Here is a 15,722-nt window from a genome sequence, read left to right as displayed (position 1 = left end):
GCCAGGTTCGCGTGGTCGTCGAGGATTAGGGGGCCTTGACGTTGCTCATCGTTGGTGAGGTGCAGACCGGACTGCTTCGCGGGGGCGGTCCGGTGCCCGGCGACATCGCTGGCACCCTGGTGGATCTGGTGGCCGGTGAAGCGGTCCGGATCTCCGAGCGGCCCCGCTCGCACGTGCGCGCCCCGGACAAGCCGGTCGGCGTCGACTGCCCGCTCGGCCTGCCCGGCCCCTCGCGACGGGTGCGCGGCATCGGCACGGCCTGGCAGCGGGCCGCGATCATCGACGGCCACGTGGTGCAGGGCTCGGCGTACGCGACGATCGAACGCGCCGAGGGCAGCGCCCGCCGCCCGTGGTCGCACTACCTGTCCCGGCCCGGCGTCATCGAGAGCGTCGGCCGCACCCGGTGGAACGAGCTGGCCGAGGCGTTCTGCGCGCCGCAGCAGGCCGCCGACGCCCTCGACATGGGTGGCATCGCCCGGCAGGCCGCCGACCGGGTCCAGCGCAACTCCCGCGCCGCCGGCCGCCCGGCGCTGCGCACCGCCCGCACCAGCCTGCGCTGGGTGGTGCTGATCGAGCCGTGCGACCCGAGCCCGGTCGGCATCCGGTTCGCGGTGCACGGCGACGAGCTGCGCGTGCTCAGCCTGACCGCGGCCGAGGCCAGCCCGTCCCGGCTGGCCACCGTCGCCGAAGACCTCGCCCTGCACGACTGGCTGATCACCGTGCTGCTCGAGGTGACCCGCAAGGCCGCGATCGGGGTGCTGCCCCGGGAAGAGGTGATCGCCCGGCTGCTGCCGGCGATCGACTACCTCCTGCACCTCTGGCTGCCCCGCTCCGACGACGACGAGATCGCCCGCGTGCTGTGGGGCGTCCTGGAGGGCCGGGTCGGCTTCAGCCGACAGTGGAACACCCTGGTCAACCGGGTCCGCGACCAGGTGGCCGCGGGCGCCGTGGCCGCTCTCTCCGTGGCGTACCGGTCATGACCGGCGAATCGATGGCCGGCCGCCGGCCCGCGCCCCTGCGGGAGACCTCGAGCGTCGTGCGCACCCTGGTGCTGACCGTCGCCAGCGGTGGCCTCACGTTCCTGATCACGAACGGTCTGCATCAGGACATGAGCATCTCGATCATGCTGTCCATCCTGATCGGCGGCATCGCCCTGATGGTGCGCTTCCTGGTCGACTTCGAGAAGCGCCTGGTCGGCGTCGAGGAGATGCAGAAGGCCGGGATGGCCGAGATGAAGGGCCTCATCCTCGAGATCGGCGAGGCGACCAAGCTGTTCGGGCAGATCCAGTCGTCGCGGCATGCCAGTCTCGTCACCGAGCTGGTGACCAACTCGACGCGCATCCCGCCCGACTCGCCGCCGATCATCCACCAGTTCGTCGAGGCGAAGGTGCGGGAGACCTCAGAGCTGCTCAAGCAGATCGCCGACGGCGGCACCGCCACCTATTACGGCGAGGACCGCGACTGGCTGCTCGGGCTGACCCGCACGGCCACCAAGGGCATCGACGCGATCAGCATGGCCGCGGTCGACCACGACCTGTGGCAGAGCGAGATCGGCCAGCGTTACCTGGACGCGCAGCGGCGGGTGGCCGAGGACGGCCGGCGGGTGCGGCGCATCTTCGTGCTCGACGAGCCGGCCATGGCGGCAGACCCGATCCTGCGCCGCGTCTACGAGGAACAGATCGACATGAAGATCCAGGTGCGGCTGCTGTACTGGGCCGACGTGCCGGCCCGGCTGCGGGTCCAGGTGCGAGACCTGATCATCTTCGACAACGCGCTGGCCTACGAGACCACGCCGACCATCGGTGACCCCAGGCTCGCTCAGGTGGCCGAGACCCGCCTCGTTCTCACCGCTTCCCGGGTCCACGAGTGCGCCGTGCTCTTCGGCGAGCTGTGGAAGGTCTCGCACGAGCCGCAGCCGGTGCCCGACGTTCAGAGGAACGCGTAACTTATCCGTCCCACCGGCTCGGTCGGCAGCTCCATGCCCTCACCCCGGGCCCGCCCGCACACCTGGCCGTCCACCAGCGGGTCGATCCACACCTGACCGAGGATGGTGCGCACGGCCAGCTCGATCGGCAGGAAGCGGCTGTCCAGCGGGGTGAACGTGCGGTACGCCCGCAGCGCCGACGCCCGCGGGTTGAGCTGGACGATCGGCGGCATCTCGTCCCAGTTCTCGGAGAGCTGCTCGACCTTGACCTCGACCGGCTCGGCGATCGGCCGCCCACCGTGCCGCAGCAGCCCGAGCCGCTGCAACTGCCACACCGAGGCCAGGAACGGGCACGACCACAGGCGATCCTCGGGCGGGCCGCTCCACACCTCGATGTCGACGAAGATCGAATGATTTTGTACGGCGCTCTGCCGCGGCGGCCGCCACCGGCTCGGCCCGGACATCGCCGACGCGGTCGTCACCGGCGAGCGCTCGCCGTTGGACAGCCAGCCCGACTCGGTGACCGGCGGGCGGCCGCCGTTGACCCCCTCGTGCGGCTCGTGCACCACGTGCTCGGCCACCAGGGTGGCCACCTCGACGTCGCCGGCCCGGGCGCAGCCCGACTCCCGGGCCACGTAGTCGATCTCCAGGCCGGCCGCCCCGGCCGCCGCGACCAGCGCCGAGATCACCTCGGGCGGGCTGGAGAACCGGGTGAAGTAGTCGTCGATCAGGAAACAGGTGCTGATCCGCGGGGTGCGGTTGGGGCCGAGCAGGCCGGCGGTCTGCTCGACGGCCGCCTGCGCCCACGGCGCCACCCGGCGGAAATGCTCACGCAGCCGCCCCTCGCCGGCCCGGAAATCCTCCATGTAGAGGTGACCGAGCTCGACGGACAGGTGGGACAGGGCCACCGACTGGACGACCGGGGAGGCGCTCTCCTCGGTGAACAGATCGTCGGCCGTGGTCACAGGCCCTCCCACGAATCGACGTCGAGGATCCGCTTGGCCAGGTCTTCCAGGGCGTTGACGGTGCGCTCGTTGGCGGTGCGGTGCAGCCACACGTCGTCGTTGGTCAGCAACTGCTCCTGCCACTGCAGCACCGGGTCGAGCGGGATGACGCCGAGCAGGTTGACCCGGCCCACCCGGTTCTGGGCGGCCAGGTCCTGCAGCCGCCGGTTGCACACGTCGAGCCAGGCGAGCTGCTCCGGGCGCAGGCCGGCCTGTTCGGAAGCGGACGGGTCGAGCACCGCCGTACGCACGAACCGGATCTTCTCCATCAACGCGTCCCGGTCGTGCCCGTGCAACTCGCCGGTGTCGAGGATGCCCTTCTTGCCGTGCACCAGGCCGCCGGCGGCGACGATGTGCTGCCGGGTCCACCGGTGGAACACCACCCAGCGGGCCTCCACCCCCTCCATCTCGGGGTGGGCGGTCGCCTCCAGGACGATCTCGGTCGCGTACGAGCGGCCGGCGCTCAGGTCGACCAGGACCAGGTCGTACTGCTCGTCGAGGCTGACCAGCAGGTCGATGCAGCGCTGCACGGCCGGCGGGGACGACGGGAACTCGCCGCCGCCGCGGTCGCCGGGCACCAGCGTCAGCCGGCCCACGCCGGCCGGCCGGTTACGCAGCGCCTCCCGCTGCGTCTCCGCCCACACGTTGATCATGCGGGGCTGGGCGATCTTGCCTTCCAGGTACGTGTGCAGGCCGTCGCCGTTCGTTCCGGCCTGCACGTCGCTCAGGTCGAAGATGGCGCCCGCCGTCGGGGAGCCGAAGTCGAAGTCGACGTAACACGCGTCCTTGCCCTGCAACGCCTGCCGGTAGGCGAGGTTGCTGCCGGTCACCGAACGCCCGGTGCCACCCTTGTCCGAGGTCGCAAAAATGATCATGGTCAGGTCATCCCGACGTCGGCGCGACGGGCCGCGGACAATCGGTCCAGCTTCCGTAGCACGTCCTCGGCCACGGCCACCGCCACACCCGGCTTCTCCCGGTGCACCGAGCGGGCCCGCTTCAGCTCCGCCCCGATGCGTTCCAGGTCGACCCGCAGGGTCTCGCCCCGCGTGGTGGTGCCGTTGAGCAGCTCCCGGTCGTAGAGGTGGTCGGCCTCGTTGAGCAGGTCGGCCGCGATCTGCAGCAGCAGCTCACTGCGCAGCGTCGGCTCGTTGATCACGGCCGCCGCGGCGACCAGGCAGTCGACCACCCGCTTGGTGTAATACCAAGAAACCTGGCTGACGCCGTCGGGCAGGTAGGAGAACGCGCCGGCCGCCCAGTCCCACAGACCGTGGTCGTCGCCGTCACGGATCACCCGGACCGTCAGGTGCTGCCAGATGGCGTCGGACAGGTCGAGCAGGCGGCTGCGGGTCGGGCCGTCGGTGGTCATGCCGGACAGCGTGAGCGTGCGCTTGAACAGCGTGGGGGCGATGTCGGCCACCGTCCACTGCAGCTGCGGGCCGCCCAGCGCGTCGCTGCCGACCAGCGGGAAGTGCAGGCCCGGGTAGTGCACGCCGACGGCCGTCTCCGGCTCGGTCGAGCGGCGGGTGATCCGGCTGCGATTGGCCAGCTCCTCCAGCACGTCGGCGACCCGGCGCATGTTCGCGTTGGTGGCCCGCACGGACTGCATGTTCTGCATGACCATGCCGGTGATCAGCAGGGCGAAGTAGTCGAACTCGATGCCGTCGGTGGCCCGCCACGGCAGGTCCTCCAGCGGCCAGCGGCCGGAGCCGAACGTCGCGATCGTCGCCCAGTAGGAACGGGTCAGCTCGAACCGCAGTTGCAGCGACTGCGCGAGACGGGCCTGCTCCGGGTCGAGCAGGCCGAGCAGCCGGGTGCGCTCAGACGACAGCGCCTGGATGGCGTCGAGCGCAACGGTGGTGAAGTAGAGGTAGGGCGCGTTCTGCGCCACGCCGTTGCGCTGCTCGCCCAGATCGGCCGACGTCTCGATCTTCGGGGCGTCCCGGACCACGCCCCACGACCAGCCGCACTCGAACAGGCGGTTCGGGTTGTCGAGCTCGCTGCCCTCGGCCGCACCGGAACCGATGGTGACGTCGTCACGAAGCCGGGCGTTGATCTCTCGCAGCGCCACCCGCAACTCGTCGACCACCACGTGCGTGGCCCGGCGCTCCTGGTTCACCGTGCGGACCAGTTCCTGGCCCAGCGGGCTGTCCGCGGTGAACACGTTGACCGTGAAGCTGCGCAGCAGACCGGCCATGGCGGCGGTCAGCCGCCGGTTCGCCAGCCGCTCCACCTCCTCGACCTGGCGCAGCAGCGACGCCCGGGTGACCACCTGGCGGAAGACCTTGGTGAAACCGATGATCGCCAGCGCCAGCGTGACGGAGATCGAGAACGAGTCGACCACGTCCAGGTCGAGCTGCTCCTGATCGACCTTCTCGCTCGGCTCCTCGGTGCCGAAGTAGGTGCCGCCGGAGAAGACCGGCGTGCCGTCCGGCGCGGTGTAGCGATTCAGGTACTCGCTCAGGGCGCGCAGCAGCCGCTGCGGGATCTGCAGGTTGTCACCGAGCGGTTTGAGCGCTTCGAGGACGTCGTCGGTGACCGTGTCGGGCTGGTCGAGCCGGAACAGCGGTATCTCGGTCGCGGGCGCCATGATGCACAGCAGTTGCTCGGCATCGCTGATGGAATTGCTGCCACTGAGGCCGCCAGGACTCCACGCGTCTTGATAGGAGACCCGGGCCGTGGCCCGCCAGATGTCGAGGAGCTGTTGACGTGGCTTGATCTGCATCGGCTACCCATCCGTGGGTCTGCGTTGTCAGCTCAGAGTGTCAGGCCGGTGCTACTTCTTGCGGCCGGTAGCGACCATCATCCCGCCGTATCCTTCGCGGAGGTCGTGACTGTCGACCGTCTTAATTTCCACTCTGCGCGCAACCGGCTCAAGAGCATCGCGCACGTCGTCCTCGCTCACCATGCAGGCCGGGAATCGCTTGTCGCCGACGACGTAACCGGAGGAGTTGCGCATGAAGGCGGCGGCGAACGGCGCATTGGGTGTCAGCGAGTTGACGAACAACCGGGTCGCCCGGCGGAACTCGTCGTCCCGGGTCGTGATCGATTCGGCGACGAAAAACATGGTGCCCAGGTCGTACCGGTTGGGCCTGAGGTCGAACACGTTGCCCTTGGCGACCTCGGCCCGGTCGGCGAGCAGCTCGAGCGGCTTGGTGATCCGGTCGTAGTGGTGCCGGCCGCCGGCGATCGCCGTCCAGAACTGACCCCACGAGGGCTGAGGTTCCTCCAACGAGTGACTCAGCCAGTCCCGGTTCGTCCATGCCCGCTCGTAGAGTGTCACCCGGGAGGCGTATGGCAACATCGTCAGTGCGGGGTAGAGGTTCGTGCCCGACCCGACGTCGATCGCGTGCCCGATGAACTGCTGGTGGAGATTCGCCGCGAAGAAATCGGCGATGATCTTGATGATGGCGGCGTCGTCCCAGCGCAGCGTGCCGTAATTGTGGGCGAAGTAAGCGTTGGAGTCGAAGACATCCCACTCGACGTCGGCGTTACCGACCTCGTCGACTATGGGGACATGCTCGGCAACCGCTGCGCGTGGGTCGTCGTCGGACACCGGGATCCTCCGCCTCTCGGGGATGTATGAGTCAGCGGCCGAGGTGCGGGAGGCGCGCAGAGTCGGCTGGTTCACTCAGGGTAACTCCCAGCCTAGTCACGCGCATCATCCGGGCGCTCGCCGTTTGCCGCATGCACATTAGGACATCGCCTACGAGTTAGAAATACGGCTGGCGGGTGGCAACCGGATCGAAATCTGACCGTTTTAACTCGTAACCTTCGGCCCTGTCCGCCCCCGGTGTCCGGTTTCGCCGGGCATGCAGGTGGCCCCTGGTGCCACTGTTGTGGCCGATCATCTCGCCAAGGTCGACTGCACGGTCCATGTGCGAGATCAGCATTGGTCGTTGGGTGCTCACATGACCAACCGCACGACGATGTCGTCGTCACCGTCCGTGAAGTCGCCCGCCGCCCGCCACCGCCGCGGCCGGACGATCGCCGTGACCACCGTGGTGCTGCTGGCCGCGGCCGCGGCGGCCGGCTACGCCACCGGTTTCGGCCGGTCCCTGTTCGGCGGCGACGACCGGCCCGGCCCGGTGGCGGCCGGGGCGGTGGCCCGCGACGGCACGTTCGAGTTCGTGGTGTCCGGCGTGAAGTGTGGAACCAAGACGGTCGGCACCGGCACCGCGGCGGTCACCGCCCAGGGTGTCTACTGCCTGGTCGGCGTGCAGGTCACCAACCGCGGCGGCGGCACACAGCACCTGGACGGCGCGGCCCAGAAGCTCTACGACGCCGGCGGCACGCAGTACGTGGGCGACTCGGGCGCCGACCGTCAGGCAAACGCCGAGGCATGGTCCGGCCCGATCGCCCCGGGCGCCACCCTCACCGGCCGCCTGGTCTTCGACGTCCTCGAGGCAACAAAGCCCACCGAGATCGAACTACACGAGACCCTGCTCTCGCCCGGCGTCCGGGTAACCCTGCGCTGAGCCGTCTTCAGCCGCAGACCAGGGGGTACCACGGCCGGATGCGAAGAGGCTTCGCCGCTGATCAAAATCGGCCTTAGCGAGGGCGGTCTCCGGCGGGATCCGCGGCTGCCCACAGGTCCTCGAACCGCTCGTGCCGTCTCTTGACGAAGCGGGCATCGGAGACGAGTGCCACGCTGGCGATCAGCGGGGTGACGTCTTCGCTCAGGGCCGGCGTCGTGTGGAACTCGTAGCTGATCTGCCGGTCGAACAGGATGAAGTCGTCGAGAGACTGTTGATGGAGAAACGGGATCTCGCTGAACCGGAGGATCCTGGTCTCTACGCCGATCTTCTCGTGTGGATCGAGGAGGGCCTTGATCTGAGCCGGTTCGGCCGGCTTTTCGCTGAGCAGGAAGAGGCGGCGGATGCGAACGTCTCTCTCGATCGCGCGGCGCTGCCGGCCCAGATATCGCAGGCCCAGGTCGCTCGACCAGAACCCGCCCTCGTCGACGAATCGGCCGGCCCGGTCGAACGACGTCATGCTGGTGGCGTCGATGCTCATCGTGGCGGTGTCGGTCAGTCCGAGGAGCCAGTCGGGGTCCTCGCCCTCATGGTCCGCGCGCCCCGAGACGAACCCGTTGACGAGCTCCACCAGCGCCTTGATCTGGTGGTTCGCGAACTGGATCTGCAGATCTTTGCGCCGGTCGATCCGGCCGACCGCCATGACGAGCCGGGTGAGATCGCTGCTGTCGAGGTGTTCGTCGGCGCCAGCCAGGTGCGTCGCCGTCTGGCTGACCACGTCCACCTCGGCACTCAGCCGGCTCGTGTTCGCCACGCTCTCGATCAGGAACTGGACCACCAGGACGACGCCGCCGACGAACACCGACATGGTCAGCTGCCAGATCCGCGGTTGTCCGGCGGCGCCGGCCAGCAGGTAGGCCAGGCCGGCCGCGATGGCGGTGACGACGACCTTGATCAGGATCTGCACGCGTCACCCCCACGGTCGGCGTGCCTCCATCACAGCGGACCGTGGCCTCCTTGGGCAAGGTGTCGGGGCGTGCGCTCGGCCGCCAATTCACGTCCGGGAAACGTGGTGGTGACACGGATGTGACCGATCATCCGGTGCAAGGTCGTCTATATGGGCCATGCGCGAGATCAACAAAGGTCGTTGGGTACAAGCATGAGCTACCCCACGACGATGTCGCCATCACCGTCCGTGAAGTCGCCGGCCGCGCGCCGGCGTGGTCTGGTCGTCGCGGCCGCCGCCGTTCTTCTGGTCGTCGGCGGTGGTGCCACCTGGTATGCGGTCGGTCGCGGTGATGATGGGGGCGGCGAAGTGGTGGCGGTGGGCGCTACCGGGCGTGACGGTGTGTTCGAGTTTCGGATGTCCGGGGTGAAGTGTGGAACCCCGACGGCCGGCTCGGGCACGGCGGCGATCCGGGCTCAGGGTGTCTACTGTCTGGTCGCCATCCAGGTGACCAACCGGGACCGCACGCCGCGGAACTTCGACGGCAGCGCTCAGAAGGTTTTCGATTCGAGCGGCACCCCGTACACCAGTGACACCGGCGCCGAGCGTCAGGTCAACCCGGTCACCTGGTACGAGGCTGTGGTCCCGGGGGAGACGGTCAAGGGCCAGGTGGTGTTCGACGTGCCGGCCGGGACCAAGCCCACCGAGATCGAGATGCACGAGACCCTGCTGTCGGCCGGCGTCCGGATGGCTCTGCCCTGACCCGCCGCCTCGCGCGAAAGTGGCGCAACGGCCCGGTGTTGCCGGTGGCTTGCCGTCGAGTGGCAGGGGACTCGTCCCACCGCGTACTTATATGGGCTATTTCTTCCCTTTTCTTGTGGCGGCGATGATGACCGCGGTGATCACGCCGATCACGATGACCACGAAGAGGCAACACAGCATCAGGTGCCACGGCTTGATCGCTCCCATGAGCGTGCACCCTAGCTGCCGCCGGCAAGTGTGACGCGCGCCGCTGCGGGGGTTCTTTGAATTTGAAATAGTTGTCGGCGCAAGGACGTTGTGGCGAGCGTCGGTAACGGGGAACAAACCAAGGAGCGGGTCATGCAGTTCGGGATCTTCAGCGTCAGCGACATCACCACCGACCCGACCACCGGGCAGACGCCGTCCGAAGGCCAGCGCATCAAGGACATCGTCACCATCGCGAAGCATGCGGAGGAGGTCGGTCTCGACGTCTTTGCCCTCGGTGAGCACCACAACGAGCCGTTCTTCTCGTCCTCGCCGACCACGACTCTCGCCTACATCGCGGCGCAGACGTCGACGCTCCAGCTCAGCACCGCCACCACGCTGATCACCACCAACGACCCGGTGAAGATCGCTGAGGACTTCGCGATGCTGCAGCACCTCTCGGACGGGCGCGTCGACCTGACGCTCGGGCGCGGCAACACCGGGCCGGTCTACCCCTGGTTCGGCAAGGACATCCGGGCCGGCATCCCGCTCGCGATCGAGAACTACGCCCTGCTGCACCAGCTGTGGCGTGAGCACACCGTCGACTGGCAGGGCAAGTTCCGTACCCCGTTGCAGTCCTTCACGAGCACGCCGCGGCCGCTCGACGAGATCCCGCCGTTCGTCTGGCACGGCTCGATCCGGTCGCCCGAGATTGCCGAGCAGGCCGCCTTCTACGGTGACGGCTTCTTCGCCAACCACATCTTCTGGCCCGCCTCGCACACTGCTCGGATGATTGCGCTCTACCGCGAGCGGTTCGCCCACTACGGCCACGGCGACCCCGACCAGGCCATCGTCGGCCTCGGCGGCCAGGTGTTCATGCGTAAGAACTCGCAGGACGCGGTCAAGGAGTTCCGGCCCTACTTCAACAACGCCCCGGTCTACGGGCACGGGCCGTCGATGGAGGACTTCACCCGCGAGACGCCGCTGACCGTCGGCTCGCCGCAGGAGGTCATCGACCGCACGCTGGGCTTCCGCGACTACGTCGGCGACTACCAGCGCCAGCTGTTCCTGATGGACCACGCCGGCCTGCCGGTCAAGACCGTCCTCGAGCAGCTCGACCTGCTCGGCGCCGAGGTTGTGCCGGTCCTGCGCAAGGAGTTCGCGGCGCTGAAGCCGGCCCATGTGCCGGACGCGCCCACCCACGAGTCCCTGCTCGCCGCGAAGAAGGTAAACGCATGAACCAGCGTTCCCTGGCGGTCGTCAGCGCCGGCCTGAGCCAGCCCTCGTCGACCCGCCTGCTGGCGGACCAGATCTCGGCCGCCGCGGTTTCCCGGGCCGCGGCGGACGGCATCCAGCTCACGGTCACCGTCATCGAGCTGCGCGACCTGGCCCACGACATCGCCAACCACCTGCTCACGGGCTTCCCGCCGGCCGCCCTCAAGGACGCCATCGAGACGGTCGAGGCGGCGGACGGACTGGTCGCGGTCACGCCGATCTTCACGGCCAGCTACAGCGGCCTGTTCAAGTCCTTCTTCGACGTGCTCGACAAGGACGCCCTGGCCGACAAGCCGGTCGTGATCGCCGCGACCGCCGGCACCGCCCGGCACAGCCTCACCCTCGAGCACGCGCTGCGCCCGCTCTTCGCCTACCTGCGGGCCGCGGTGGTCCCGACGGCGGTCTTCGCGGCCAGCGACGACTGGGGCGCGGACTCGGCCGACGGCACGCTGCGCTCGCGCATCGACCGCGCCGCCGCCGAGCTGACCCGCGAGATCTCGCGGCGCGACTCGGTCTCGGTCACCGACCCCTTCGCTCTCACGGTCAACTTCGAAGATCTACTGAAGAACCCTTAGCAGTACGGCGTGGCCCGGTCCCGTGCTTCTCGGCAGCGAGCAAGCGGCAAAACCGGGCCGGAAACGCCACTTTCGCGTGACGGGGCGGCTTTCACAGGCCGCCCCTTTTCGTTGATCGTGCACGGGCATTGCACACGCGGCGTGACTGCACTGTGATGGTACGCACTGTCGTCACGCGGGGGTTACCGTGCGCATCGGACTCAAGTTACTTGTCACCGCCGTCGTCGGCGGCCTCACCTACCTGCTCACCGGCATCGGCGACCAGCGCGAGATGTGGCGCGCCGCCGTCGCGGTCGCGGTCGGCGCCTTCACGCTCGTCGCCCAGCTGATCATCGAGGCGGCCGAGGCGTCCCGGCGCCTGGAGCTGGCCCGCCGGGCGAACGCCCCGGCCCGCCGCGAGGTCACCCATCTGGTCACCGCGGGCACCTCGGCGCCGCCGGCCACACCGGTGATCGACCTGGACGGCCTGCGCGACGGCCGCGACGGCCGATCCGGCCGCGCCGACGAGGATCCGGACTGGCTGCTCGGCCTGACCGAGACGGCCACCATGAGCATCGACGCGGTCACGATGGCATCGTTCGGCGAGGGCGAGTTCTGGACGAGCGACCTCGGCCGGCAGTACCTGGACCGCCAGCGCGCCGCGATCGACCGCAACGTGCGCATCCGCCGCCTGTTCCTGCTGACCGAGCGCCTCCCCGACCCGGACCGCCTGCGCGCGCTGCTGGCGCCGCACGACGAGATCGGCGTCGAGACCCGCCTGATCCGCCCGGACGACATCTACTTCGTGCGCCAGACCGACCTGGAGGACTTCATCGTCTTCGACCAGAAGGTCAGCTACGAGTTCCACACCGCACGCGTGCTGGACGACAGCGTGACCCCGCCGATCGCCGGCGTCGCCCTGGTCGTCGACCCCCGCCTGGTCAAGAAGCGCCAGGAGCGCTTCGAACAGCTGTGGACCGCCGCCGCCCGCACCGGCCGCCCGTAGGCCCTAGGCGGAGCGCAGCTCGCGGGCGTGGGCGGCGCGCATCAGGGGCATGGCGTTCAGGGCGGTCAGGTAGGGCTGCAGCCGGCGGACGTAGACGGCCTGGGCGGCGACCGTGGCCCGCATCTCGGGCAGGGAGCGGGCGCCGCACGGGACCGCGGCCGGGTTGCCCAGGGCGGCGCCACGGACCAGGGCCGGGAGGTCGGCGGTCAGGCGGACGCCGTCCAGGTCGCGGGCGACGACCGTGGACACGGTGCCGGTGGCCGGGTCGAGAGTGATCGTGTAGGAGACATCGGGGCCGGAATAGGACACCGCGGCCGGATCGACGCCGGCCGGGCCGGTCAGGCCCAGCTCGTCGGCCAGGACCCGGAACGCCCGGTCCACCACGAGCTCGAATGAAGCTGACATGCTGACCCCCGATCTGACGGAAGCCTCCCGGCGGCCCACGATCCGCCGGATTTAGATCGACAAAAGCAGATGCGCGGGCTGGGCGCAATGCCTGCGGACCTCTCGAGTGTGACGAGGTAGCCGGGCGAGGCGGGCGGCGGCACGGTAGAAACATTGCATGGCGGAAATTGTGCTGATCCGGCACGGGCAGACCGAGTGGAGCGCGACGGGCAGGCACACGTCGTACACCGATCTCGAACTCACCCCCGAGGGCGAGCGGCAGGCGCGGCAGGCAGGCGAGCGCCTGGCCGGGCGTACGTTCGCCGCAGTGATCTCCAGCCCGCGTAAGCGGGCCCTGCGGACCGCCGAGCTGGCCGGGCTGAAGGTCACCGAAACCAGCGATGACCTGGCCGAATGGAACTACGGCGAGTATGAGGGGATCACCACGCCGCAGATCCGCGAGAAGGACCCGGGCTGGTGGCTCTGGACCGACGGGGCGCCCGGCGGCGAGTCGCCCGACGAGGTCGGCGCGCGCCTCGACCGGGCTCTCGAACGCGCCCGCGCCCTCCTCGACCAGGGCGACGTCGTGCTGGTCGCGCACGGCCACTCGCTGCGGGTGGCCGGCGCGCGCTGGATCGGCATGCCGGCCAGCGGCGGCGGGAAACTGGCACTCGGCACGGCAACGATCTCGACGCTCGGTTTCGAGCACGACAACCCGGTGATCGACTCCTGGAACGCCTGACCGCAGTCGGCGAAGATCTACTTATGACTAAGGGTGCGCGCTGGCTGGCGCTGCTGGTGGCCGGCGCGTACTTCATGGAGTTTCTCGACGCCACGGTGATTGCGCCGGCGGCGCCGCACATCGCGGCCGACCTCGGGGTCGCGCCGGTTACGGTCAATGTGGCGATCACCGCGTACGTGCTGACCATCGCCGTTCTCATCCCGATCAGTGGGTGGCTCACCGAGCGGTTCGGGGCGCGCCGGGTGTTCGCGGTGGCGATTGCCGTGTTCACCCTCGCCTCGGCCGGGTGCGCGGCCGCCGTCGATCTGCCCATGCTGGTCGGCACCCGGGTGCTGCAGGGGGTCGGCGGCGCCATGATGGTGCCGGTCGGCCGCTTGGTCGTCATCCGCACCACCGCCAAGACCGACCTGGTGCGGGCGATCGCCTACCTCACCTGGCCGGCCCTGGTCGCGCCGTTGCTGGCGCCCGCGGTCGGCGGGTTCCTCAGCGAGTACGCGTCGTGGCGCTGGATCTTCCTGATCAACCTGCCGCTCGGCGTGGTGGCGCTGCTGCTGTCGTTCAAGCTGGTGCCGGACGTGCGCAGCGAGGAGCCGGGGCCGCTCGACCGGCGCGGCTTCCTGTTCATGGCGGCCGGCATCGCCGCGCTCGTGGTCGGGCTGGAGACGGTGGCCGAGGCGCACCCGGACTGGGCGCTCGCGATCGGATCACTGCTGCTGGCGGTGGTCGCGCTCGTCGCCACCGTGCGCCATCTGCTCCGCGTACACAAGCCGCTGGTTGATCTTTCGATTTTGCGGGTGCGCACGTTCCGGGTCACCGCGCTCGGCGGTTCGGTGTTCCGCGCCGTCATCACCGCGATCCCGTTCCTGCTGCCGCTGTTCTTCCAGGTCGGTTTCGGGTGGACGGCCGCGCACGCCGGCCTCGTGGTGATCGCCCTGTTCGCCGGCAACGTCGGCATCAAGCCGGCCACCACCCCGCTGATGCGCCGGTTCGGCATCCGGGCGGTGATGCTCGGCGCGGTGCTGGCGTCGGCGGCCTGCCTCGCCGGGATCGCGTTCCTGCGCCCCTCGACGCCGCTCGCGCTGCTGCTGGTGCTGCTGGCGCTCAGCGGGATCTTCCGGTCGGTCGGATTCACCACCTACAACACGGTGGCCTTCGCCGACGTGCCGACCGAGCGGATGACCGGCGCCAACACCCTCATGTCGACAGTGCAGGAGCTGGGCGGCGGACTCGGTGTGGCGGTCGGCGCGCTGCTCGTGCGGCTCGGCGGCGGCGCATCGCTCGACGTGGACGGCGCCTACCGGTTCGCGTTCGTGGTGCTGGCCGTGCTGCTGGTGATTCCGGCGATCGACGCGTTCCGGCTGCCGCCCGGGGCGGGCAATGTGGTCGCCGGCCGGGCCCGCCCCTGACCGAAAGTCCTACCTGCACAAACGAATGATCAACAAGCCCCGTCGACTCGGCCGAGAGTCCACGCCCACCGGTCCCGCTAGTTTCAAGATCGTTAGCGGGCCGGAGGGGGAGACGTGGGACTGCTCGGCCGTCTTTTCCGGCGCTGCCGGCGGCGCCGTCCCGTGCCGCCCGGACCGGCGACCGAGGGCGTGCTGGCGGAGACCCGGGCGTGGGAACGCGAGCAGCCGGTCCACGACACCGACCTGCCGGGCGCGGCCGGCGTCCACGCCGAACGCCGCGCCGCCGAGGAGTTGGAACGACGCCGGCGCGGATGTCCCTAGGGAGCTTTCGCGGCCCACGAGGGAGGCTCTGCCGGAACCTCCCCGGTGAGCCGCAAGATTCCTAGGCTCGGGTGGTGAGACTTCGCATCCCGTCCGCCGCGCTGTTGTGGGGCCTCCAGTTCGCCCTGCTCAACCCGGCGCTGGCGGTGCTGCTCGTGGACGTCTACGGCGCGACCGCGGCCCAGGTCGGGGTGGTGCTGGCGATCTACAACGCCAGCGGCTTCGTCGCCTCGCTCGTGCTGCCCGCGTACGCCGACCGCAAGCACGACTACGTCCGGCCGATGGTCGCCTGCGGAGTCCTCACCCTGGCCCTGGCCGGGCTGCTCGCCGCCACCACGTCGCTGCCGGTCGCGGTCTGCGGCCTCGCCGTGCTCGGCGGGCCGGCCGGGGTCGGCAACTCACTGCTGTTCGCCCACCTCAAGCACAGCGGCGCCGCCAGCTCCGACGTGGTGCGCACCCGGGCGATCGTCTCGTTCGCCTGGGTCGCCGGCCCGCCGCTGGCCACCCTGGTCATCGCCGGCATCGGCCTGACCCTGTTCCAGGAGCTGATCCCGCGGCCGGGGCTGGCGTCCGGCCTCTACGTCAACACCCGCCGCGTCGGCGCCATCGTCTCCGGCCCGATCATCAGCCTCGGCTCGACGACGAGCCGAGGCTACAGCGGCGTCTTCCTGGCCTGCGCCGCGCTCACCGCCGCGGCGCTGGCCGTTCTGGCGCTGACCCAGCGGCCGGTCACGGCGGCCTGA

General features: G+C 69.8%; 17 protein-coding genes. 11 read left to right on the top strand and 6 right to left on the bottom strand.

Going from position 1 to position 15,722, the window contains the following annotated elements; translation table 11 throughout:
• Positions 1-59: 59 nt before the first annotated feature.
• Positions 60-980, top strand: coding sequence for an SCO2521 family protein (locus AB0E90_RS10090; RefSeq protein WP_360402281.1), 921 nt, complete (start codon positions 60-62; stop codon positions 978-980).
• A complete protein-coding gene (locus AB0E90_RS10085; protein WP_360402279.1) occupies positions 977-1,945 on the top strand; it encodes a hypothetical protein in 969 nt (322 codons plus the stop codon). The genes AB0E90_RS10090 and AB0E90_RS10085 overlap by 4 nt, the downstream gene beginning before the upstream one ends.
• Here AB0E90_RS10085 and AB0E90_RS10080 read toward each other — a convergent pair.
• Genes AB0E90_RS10080 through AB0E90_RS10065 form a run of 4 tightly spaced genes read right to left on the bottom strand, consistent with a single transcriptional unit; the run spans position 1,930 to position 6,481 of the window.
• Positions 1,930-2,889 (bottom strand): SCO2522 family protein, encoded by a 960-nt coding sequence (locus AB0E90_RS10080; RefSeq protein ID WP_360402277.1) that lies wholly within the window; start codon positions 2,887-2,889, stop codon positions 1,930-1,932. The two genes, AB0E90_RS10085 and AB0E90_RS10080, sit on opposite strands and share 16 nt — an antisense overlap.
• Positions 2,886-3,803 (bottom strand): SCO2523 family variant P-loop protein, encoded by a 918-nt coding sequence (locus tag AB0E90_RS10075; protein ID WP_360402275.1) that lies wholly within the window; start codon positions 3,801-3,803, stop codon positions 2,886-2,888. Before AB0E90_RS10075 ends, AB0E90_RS10080 begins: the two co-directional genes overlap by 4 nt.
• A gap of 2 nt (positions 3,804-3,805) precedes the next feature.
• Complete coding sequence (locus AB0E90_RS10070) at positions 3,806-5,650, bottom strand: SCO2524 family protein (RefSeq protein WP_360402273.1); 1,845 nt, start codon at positions 5,648-5,650, stop codon at positions 3,806-3,808.
• A gap of 51 nt (positions 5,651-5,701) precedes the next feature.
• Entirely contained in the window at positions 5,702-6,481 is a 780-nt protein-coding gene (locus AB0E90_RS10065; protein ID WP_360402271.1) for an SCO2525 family SAM-dependent methyltransferase, read from the bottom strand.
• 355 nt (positions 6,482-6,836) lie between these two features.
• Between AB0E90_RS10065 and AB0E90_RS10060 the strand changes: the two genes are divergently transcribed.
• A complete protein-coding gene (locus tag AB0E90_RS10060; RefSeq protein ID WP_360402269.1) occupies positions 6,837-7,403 on the top strand; it encodes a DUF4352 domain-containing protein in 567 nt (188 codons plus the stop codon).
• A 73-nt stretch (positions 7,404-7,476) separates the two neighbouring features.
• On the opposite strand, the gene AB0E90_RS10055 is transcribed toward AB0E90_RS10060, so the two are convergent.
• A complete protein-coding gene (locus tag AB0E90_RS10055; protein ID WP_360402267.1) occupies positions 7,477-8,367 on the bottom strand; it encodes a hypothetical protein in 891 nt (296 codons plus the stop codon).
• Positions 8,368-8,559: 192 nt separating this feature from the next.
• On the opposite strand from AB0E90_RS10055, the gene AB0E90_RS10050 reads away from it, so the two are divergent.
• From AB0E90_RS10050 to AB0E90_RS10035, 4 genes are all read left to right on the top strand, one after another.
• Complete coding sequence (locus AB0E90_RS10050; RefSeq protein WP_360402265.1) at positions 8,560-9,108, top strand: DUF4352 domain-containing protein; 549 nt, start codon at positions 8,560-8,562, stop codon at positions 9,106-9,108.
• A gap of 339 nt (positions 9,109-9,447) precedes the next feature.
• The gene (locus AB0E90_RS10045; protein ID WP_360402263.1) at positions 9,448-10,530 is read left to right on the top strand and encodes an LLM class flavin-dependent oxidoreductase; all 1,083 of its coding nucleotides are present in this window, start codon (positions 9,448-9,450) and stop codon (positions 10,528-10,530) included.
• The gene (locus tag AB0E90_RS10040) at positions 10,527-11,141 is read left to right on the top strand and encodes an FMN reductase (RefSeq protein WP_360402261.1); all 615 of its coding nucleotides are present in this window, start codon (positions 10,527-10,529) and stop codon (positions 11,139-11,141) included. Before AB0E90_RS10045 ends, AB0E90_RS10040 begins: the two co-directional genes overlap by 4 nt.
• A gap of 187 nt (positions 11,142-11,328) precedes the next feature.
• Positions 11,329-12,126, top strand: coding sequence for a DUF6879 family protein (locus AB0E90_RS10035; RefSeq protein ID WP_360402259.1), 798 nt, complete (start codon positions 11,329-11,331; stop codon positions 12,124-12,126).
• A 3-nt stretch (positions 12,127-12,129) separates the two neighbouring features.
• Here the strand turns inward: AB0E90_RS10035 and AB0E90_RS10030 are convergent, their stop codons facing one another.
• On the bottom strand, positions 12,130-12,531 hold the full coding sequence (locus AB0E90_RS10030) for a hypothetical protein (protein WP_360402257.1): 402 nt from the start codon (positions 12,529-12,531) through the stop codon (positions 12,130-12,132).
• Between the two features lie 157 nt (positions 12,532-12,688).
• On the opposite strand from AB0E90_RS10030, the gene AB0E90_RS10025 reads away from it, so the two are divergent.
• From AB0E90_RS10025 to AB0E90_RS10010, 4 genes are all read left to right on the top strand, one after another.
• Positions 12,689-13,252, top strand: coding sequence for a histidine phosphatase family protein (locus tag AB0E90_RS10025; RefSeq protein ID WP_360402255.1), 564 nt, complete (start codon positions 12,689-12,691; stop codon positions 13,250-13,252).
• A gap of 23 nt (positions 13,253-13,275) precedes the next feature.
• A complete protein-coding gene (locus AB0E90_RS10020) occupies positions 13,276-14,658 on the top strand; it encodes an MFS transporter (RefSeq protein WP_360402253.1) in 1,383 nt (460 codons plus the stop codon).
• Positions 14,659-14,772: 114 nt separating this feature from the next.
• Positions 14,773-14,979 carry a hypothetical protein gene (locus AB0E90_RS10015; RefSeq protein ID WP_360402251.1) on the top strand — a complete coding sequence of 69 codons (207 nt, stop codon included), beginning with the start codon at positions 14,773-14,775 and terminating at the stop codon, positions 14,977-14,979.
• Between the two features lie 74 nt (positions 14,980-15,053).
• A complete protein-coding gene (locus AB0E90_RS10010; protein WP_360402249.1) occupies positions 15,054-15,722 on the top strand; it encodes a hypothetical protein in 669 nt (222 codons plus the stop codon).

Origin of the sequence: Actinoplanes sp. NPDC026619 (assembly GCF_040638295.1) — a bacterium.
Classification (GTDB): domain Bacteria; phylum Actinomycetota; class Actinomycetes; order Mycobacteriales; family Micromonosporaceae; genus Actinoplanes.
The sequence above is the reverse complement of the archived record's forward strand: the minus strand, read 5'-3'. Positions and strand labels throughout refer to the sequence as shown.

Bases quoted from the DNA above. Each gene is read 5' to 3' on its own strand.
- AB0E90_RS10085 (WP_360402279.1), top strand. From the start codon at position 977: ATGACCGGCGAATCGATGGCCGGCCGCCGGCCCGCGCCCCTGCGGGAG.
- AB0E90_RS10075 (WP_360402275.1), bottom strand. From the start codon at position 3,803: ATGATCATTTTTGCGACCTCGGACAAGGGTGGCACCGGGCGTTCGGTG.
- AB0E90_RS10070 (WP_360402273.1), bottom strand. From the start codon at position 5,650: ATGCAGATCAAGCCACGTCAACAGCTCCTCGACATCTGGCGGGCCACG.
- AB0E90_RS10060 (WP_360402269.1), top strand. From the start codon at position 6,837: ATGACCAACCGCACGACGATGTCGTCGTCACCGTCCGTGAAGTCGCCC.
- AB0E90_RS10050 (WP_360402265.1), top strand. From the start codon at position 8,560: ATGAGCTACCCCACGACGATGTCGCCATCACCGTCCGTGAAGTCGCCG.
- AB0E90_RS10045 (WP_360402263.1), top strand. From the start codon at position 9,448: ATGCAGTTCGGGATCTTCAGCGTCAGCGACATCACCACCGACCCGACC.
- AB0E90_RS10040 (WP_360402261.1), top strand. From the start codon at position 10,527: ATGAACCAGCGTTCCCTGGCGGTCGTCAGCGCCGGCCTGAGCCAGCCC.
- AB0E90_RS10030 (WP_360402257.1), bottom strand. From the start codon at position 12,531: ATGTCAGCTTCATTCGAGCTCGTGGTGGACCGGGCGTTCCGGGTCCTG.
- AB0E90_RS10025 (WP_360402255.1), top strand. From the start codon at position 12,689: ATGGCGGAAATTGTGCTGATCCGGCACGGGCAGACCGAGTGGAGCGCG.
- AB0E90_RS10020 (WP_360402253.1), top strand. From the start codon at position 13,276: ATGACTAAGGGTGCGCGCTGGCTGGCGCTGCTGGTGGCCGGCGCGTAC.